The organism is Ideonella azotifigens (assembly GCF_006519715.1).
In the GTDB taxonomy this organism is placed as follows: Bacteria; Pseudomonadota; Gammaproteobacteria; order Burkholderiales; family Burkholderiaceae_C; genus Ideonella; species Ideonella azotifigens.
The window spans coordinates 1-5,625 of record NZ_VIDT01000359.1; the positions used below are offsets into that span (position 1 = coordinate 1).

The following is a 5,625-nucleotide window of genomic DNA, read 5'->3' on the forward strand; positions in this document are numbered from 1 at the left end:
TCAAGCTGCGTTGCCGCTGAGTCGATATCCCCCACACAAACCCGAACATTGAAAGGCTCGTTTCGCCATGTCCTTGAACCGATGGAAGCTGGGGGCCCGGCTGGGCGGGGGATTCGCCATCGTGCTGAGCCTGATCGCGGCGATGGCGCTGACCGGCATCTGGCGCCTGCACTCGCTGGAGGCCTCGATGCGCGCGACGATGGAAACGCCGCTCGCCAAGGAGCGCATGTTCGAGGAGTGGTATCGCAACATCGCCGTCGGCGTGATGCGCTACACCGCCATTGCCAAAAGCGCCGACACGACGCTGGAAGCGCAGTTCGCGCCCGAGGTGAAGATCACCACCGCGCGCGGCACCGAGATCGCCAAGCTGCTGGAGGCCATGCCCAAAAGCGCCGAGGAAAGCAGCCTGCTGGAAGGCGTGTACGCCGAGCGCAAGAAGTACATCGCGGCGCGCGACAAGGTTGGCGCCGCCAAGCGCGAGGGCAACTCCGAAGCCGCGGAGCAGTTGCTGGCCAACGAGTTCCGCCCCGCCGCCAAGGTCTACATGGAGAAGATGCAGGCGCTGATCGACTACCAGCACCGGCACATCGACACGCTGGCCGCCGAGAACGACGCGCTGGCTTGGCAAAGCCAATGGCTGATGGGCATGCTGGGCCTGGTGGCACTGGGCCTGGGCGCCTGCTTCGCCTGGCTGCTCACCGTCTCCATCACCCGGCCGCTGGCCCGCGCCGCAGACGTCGCCGGCCAGGTTGCCGGCGGTGACCTGCGGGTGCAGGTGCGGGCCGAGGGCCGGGACGAGGTCGCCGTGCTGATGCGCGCACTGGGCTCCATGACCGACAACCTACGCGACCTGGTCAGCCAGGTGCGCACGACGACCGACAGCATTGGCACCGCCAGCTCGGAGATCGCCACCGGCAACCACGACCTGAGCGCCCGCACCGAGCAGACCGCTTCCAGCCTGCAGGAGACCGCCGCCTCGATGGAACAGCTGACCGTCACGGTGCGCCAGTCCGCTGCCTCGGCCCAACAGGCCAACCTGCTGGCCGCCACCGCCGCCGAAGTGGCCGCGCGCGGCGGCACCGTGGTCGGCGAGGTGGTGGCGACCATGAGCGCCATCAGCGCCAGCTCGAAGAAGATCGCCGACATCATCGGCGTGATCGACGGCATCGCCTTCCAGACCAACATCCTCGCGCTGAACGCCGCCGTCGAAGCGGCCCGCGCCGGCGAACAAGGCCGCGGCTTCGCGGTGGTGGCTGGCGAGGTGCGCAACCTGGCCCAGCGCTCGGCCGGAGCCGCCCGCGAGATCAAGAGCCTGATCGGCAGTTCGGTCGAAAGTGTCGACGGCGGCGCCCGCCTGGTCGGCGACGCCGGCCGCACCATGACCGAGATCGTCACCTCGGTGCAGCGCGTGAGCCACATCATTGGCGAGATCACCACCGCCACCGCCGAGCAGAGCCAGGGCATCAGCCAGGTCAATGGCGCGGTCACGCACCTGGACCAGATGACGCAGCAGAACGCCGCGCTGGTCGAAGAGTCGGCTGCGGCGGCGGAGAGCATGAAGCAGCAGGCCGAACAGCTGACCCACCTGGTCGGCCGCTTCCGCCTGCCGGCGAACGCTTGACGCTGAACCGCCTGACGGGCCCGGGCTTCAGGGCTTGGGCGTGAGCAGGAACACCTTGGTCAGCCCGGTGAAGACGTTGTAGGACTCACCGGCGATCAGACCCGCGTCGTTGACGGCCATGGCCTGGCGCAGCCGCCAGCCCAGCGCCAGAACAGCCGGCTCCACCAGCTGGTTCAGGTCGGCGATCTGGCCGTTGGTCCAGATCGTGGCGTGCGGATAGCGCTCGGAGGCGGTGTAGGCCCAGCCGACCACGGTGCCCAGGTTGTTGAGCGCCTTGGCCTGGCTGATGCTGCCGCCCAGCGTGCCCAGGTCGATCACGCTGCCGCCGCTCCACAGCGTCGCGTGCACGTTGATCGCGCCCAGATCCGACACGCCGGCCATCTCGCCGTTTTCATTGAGCGCATAAGCCTCGCTGAATTGACCGCCGGGCAGCGTGCCCATGTCGGTCACCACGCCATTGATCCAGCGCGCGGCATGCTGGTAGCCGTCTGCGGTGATGGCCCAGCCAGCCACCACGCCAGCATCGTTGATGGCAGTCGCCTCGCTTTCCTCGCCGCCCAGCGTGCCCAGATCCAGCGGGGCGGCGTTGCGCCACAAGGTGGCATGCGAACGGCCTGGCGTGTACTCCGCACGGCCGACCACCTCGCCACCGGCATTGACATCGGCGGCATACGAGATGCGGCCGGTGGGCAGCGGCGGCAGCACCGTGTAGTTGTCTGCGCTGCCGTGCCACCAGATGCCGGTGGTCTGCGCGTTGTATTCGCCATAGCCCACCACGTCGCCGGTCTCGTTCAGGCCATTGGCAGCGCTGTTGCGCAATTCGTCCGGCCCGAAGTCCACCGCCAGCTTCTGCTGCCACACCGTGGCATTCGAGAAGCCCGATGGATTGCCCGAAGCGCCGGCCACCCAGCCGTTCTGGGCCATGGAAGTGGCCCGCTCGAAGTCGCCGCCCAGCGTAGGCAGGATGGTGAAGGTGTAGGCAGCAGCAGCCTGGGCGGGCGTGACAGCCAGTGCGGCAAGACAGACGGTCGATGCGCCCAGCAGCAGCCGAACAGCAGCCACCCGCGAGGCAAAAGCAGGTGAAAGGTGCATCACTTGGTTTCCGTTCAGAAAAAGTTGAGGAACAGCCATGGTCGCCAAGGCCGGGTCGGCTGTCTCTCCCCTGTTCGGCGTCCATCCATGTGGCGCTGGGCGCGCCTCGACGACGTTCAGGCCGGCCACGGCGACTGCCCCCGGAACAGGCCTGTCATGCGGGCGCCTCTACCATTGGCACCCACCGGCCCTGATCGGCTGGTGTGACGATCTTTCCTTGCGCCACCAGGCGTGCCAATCCGAGGCTCCGCGCGATGCGACACCTTTCCCCCGCCGGCCAGCAGGCCATCAACGACATCGCCCAGCGACACGGCTTCAGCCAGGACGCGGTGATGCACATGCTGGACGCCGTGGTGCGCGGCAACGGCGGCATGGCGCAGTTCAGCCATGGCGAGTTCGCCGGCTCCGGCCAGTGGATGCGCGGCGGCATGACCATGGTGTCGGACATGTTCAACAACTACCTCAAGGGCCGGGTCGACAACCTCTGCAGCGAGCTGTCCAACCTGGTCGCCCAACAGCCCGGCCTGATGCAGGCCGGCAGCTTCCAGTCCCAGAACCAGGGCGCTCCGATGCCTGCGGTGGGCTGGGGCCCGTCCGGCGACTCGGCAGACAACAGCTACGCATCGGCCGACAACCTGTTCACGCCCCCGCCGCCCGACTGGTGGGGCCCCAGCCTGCGTTTCCCGAACAGCACTGGCAGCCAGAACGGCGCCCGTTACGCCTACTTCGCCCAGGCCCGGCGCCTAGCGGTGGACATTGGCGGCACCGTCACCATCTACGACACGCTGGACCACCAGATCGGCGGCTTCTCGCAGCAACAAGCCGCGGACGGCACCATGACCTGCAGCAGCCAGTACGGCACGGTCCCGCTGAACAGCCTGCCGGTGGTGTCGATCAACGGCATGGCGCCGCTGCCAGTCAACCCTGCGCCGATGTCGTTCGGCAATTCAAGCGCATCGCCGACCGATCTGCTCGCAACCCTGCAAAAGCTCGCCGAGCTGCATGCCGCGGGTGTGCTGACGACCGAGGAGTTCAGTGCGAAGAAGGCGGAGTTGCTGGCTCGGCTGTAGCCAAGCCTTGCCGGACACAAACACCGCGCGGGCGCCGACATCAACCAAGAAGATGCAGGCTTCAGTGATAGTCCTCTTCGCGTTGATGGCGGACAGCCAACACGAGTACCTTGGCCTGCACCTCCTCCATCGTCGGAATGACTTCGAAGAGGGCGACATAGCCGGTGCGGCCGAATGGGATGACCAGTTCACGCCGGCGACCGCCTGCTGTCGCCTTGCGGCAAATGAACGGATTGGTCTTCAGCTGGGCCGAAACCGCTTCTCCGATGGCGGCGATCGCGTGCTGAGCCGCTTCGATGTCCTCGTGAGTTTGAGCCCGACTCAGAAGGTGTTCGTGGAGGCGGATCAAGTCCAACCTGGCGGACGCACTCAGTTCAACCAGGTAGCTCACAGGCCAAGCTGCTTGCGTCTGGCATCGGTCATGGCCCTCAGCTCGGCCAGCACGTCATCGACAGGATAGGCCTCGCCCGTGCGTTGGTAGTCCTGCCAGGACGCCTCGCCGCGAGCGTAAAAGTCATCCTGCACACGCCGGAAGTCGACCGCCTTGCGGACCGAGGCCTCGACAAACTCCGAGAGCGTCTCGCCCTCACGAAGCACTGACTCGAGGTCAGCGCGGAGCTGCGGCTCCACGCGCACTTGGGGAAGGATTGAAGTCTTCATGCGACCATTGTGTTGCATTCGCGTTGCAACGTCAAAGCACAGCCGGGCGAACCTGAGACTCGAATGCTTCGAGCTTGGGGCCAATGATGACCCCGGCGAGTCAAAGCAACCCCGCCCGTCTCAAGGTCTCCATCACCGGCCGCCTTAGCAACTCCCTCAACCCCCACCACCCCGCCGCCAACGCCAGCAAGGCACCGACCAGCGCGCCCACCACCGGCACCCAGGGCGCGGCGGTCCAGGTGAAGTCGAAGGCGAAGCGGGCCAGGGCCCAGCCGACGACCATCGCGCCGAGCGAGGCCAGCACGCCGGCCAGCGCGCCTACGCCCAGCAGTTCTGCCCGCTGCACCTGAGCCAGCAGGCGGCCGCTCGCGCCGCAGGCGCGCATCACGGCATACTCCCGCGCGCGTTGCTCGCGGGTGGCGCTGAGTGCGGCGAACAGCACGGCCAGGCCGGCTGCGACGGTGAAGACGAAGAGGTACTCGACCGCCTGGATCACCTGGTCCAGCACCTGCTGCAGCTGGGCCAGCGTGGCCGAGATGTCGACGGCGGTGACGTTCGGGAATTCGTGCGTCAGGCGGTTGTCGAAGCCAGACGTGGCCGGGGCGCGGAAGGCGGAGATGAAGGTGGTGGGCAGGTCCGGCATGTCGGCCACCGGGAACATCACGAAGAAGTTGGCACGCATCGAGGTCCAGTCCACCTTGCGCAGGCTGGTGACCTTGCCTTCGCGCGGCTGGCCGCCGATGTCGAAATGCAGCACGTCGCCCAGCTTCAGGCCCAGGTTCTTGGCCAGGCCTTCTTCGACGCTGAGGCCGTCGGCCTCGCCAGCTCGCCATTGCCCGGCGACCAGCTGGTTGTGCGCCGGCATCTGGGCCGAGTAGCTGAGGTTCAGCTCGCGCTCGACCGAGCGGCGCGCGTCCTCGCGCTGCGCCAGCCGTTCGGCAATGGGCTCGCCGTTGATCGTCGTCAGCCGGCCGCGCACCATTGGGAACCAGTCGCCGCCGGTCACGCCTTCCTTCACCAACTGCTGGCGGAAGGCCTCGGCCTGCTCGGGCACGATGTTGATGACAAAGCGGTTCGGCGCATCAGGTGGCGTGGACTGGCGCCAGCTGGTGATGAGATCGGTGCGCAGCAGCACCAAAAGCGCCAGCGCCATCAGGCCCACGGCCAGCGACGAGACCTGCA

6 protein-coding genes are annotated in these 5,625 nt (G+C 67.2%); 2 read left to right on the forward strand and 4 right to left on the reverse strand.

Features of this window, described 5'->3' with window-relative positions:
- Nucleotides 1-67: 67 nt before the first annotated feature.
- A complete protein-coding gene (locus tag FKP22_RS19250) occupies nucleotides 68-1,621 on the forward strand; it encodes a methyl-accepting chemotaxis protein (protein WP_141289326.1) in 1,554 nt (517 codons plus the stop codon).
- 27 nt (nucleotides 1,622-1,648) lie between these two features.
- Here FKP22_RS19250 and FKP22_RS19255 read toward each other — a convergent pair whose 3' ends face one another.
- Nucleotides 1,649-2,713, reverse strand: coding sequence for a hypothetical protein (locus FKP22_RS19255; RefSeq protein ID WP_170200965.1), 1,065 nt, complete (start codon nucleotides 2,711-2,713; stop codon nucleotides 1,649-1,651).
- A gap of 254 nt (nucleotides 2,714-2,967) precedes the next feature.
- On the opposite strand from FKP22_RS19255, the gene FKP22_RS19260 reads away from it, so the two are divergent.
- A complete protein-coding gene (locus FKP22_RS19260; protein ID WP_141289328.1) occupies nucleotides 2,968-3,783 on the forward strand; it encodes an SHOCT domain-containing protein in 816 nt (271 codons plus the stop codon).
- Nucleotides 3,784-3,844: 61 nt separating this feature from the next.
- On the opposite strand, the gene FKP22_RS19265 is transcribed toward FKP22_RS19260, so the two are convergent.
- The 3 genes from FKP22_RS19265 to FKP22_RS19275 form a co-directional block, all read right to left on the reverse strand.
- The gene (locus tag FKP22_RS19265) at nucleotides 3,845-4,174 is read right to left on the reverse strand and encodes a type II toxin-antitoxin system RelE/ParE family toxin (protein ID WP_141289329.1); all 330 of its coding nucleotides are present in this window, start codon (nucleotides 4,172-4,174) and stop codon (nucleotides 3,845-3,847) included.
- Nucleotides 4,171-4,443: a YlcI/YnfO family protein gene (locus FKP22_RS19270; protein ID WP_141289330.1), complete on the reverse strand. Its 273-nt coding sequence runs from the start codon at nucleotides 4,441-4,443 to the stop codon at nucleotides 4,171-4,173. The genes FKP22_RS19265 and FKP22_RS19270 overlap by 4 nt, the downstream gene beginning before the upstream one ends.
- 100 nt (nucleotides 4,444-4,543) lie before the next feature.
- A partial coding sequence (locus FKP22_RS19275) for an ABC transporter permease (RefSeq protein ID WP_141289331.1) occupies nucleotides 4,544-5,625 on the reverse strand: 1,082 nt, incomplete at its 5' end.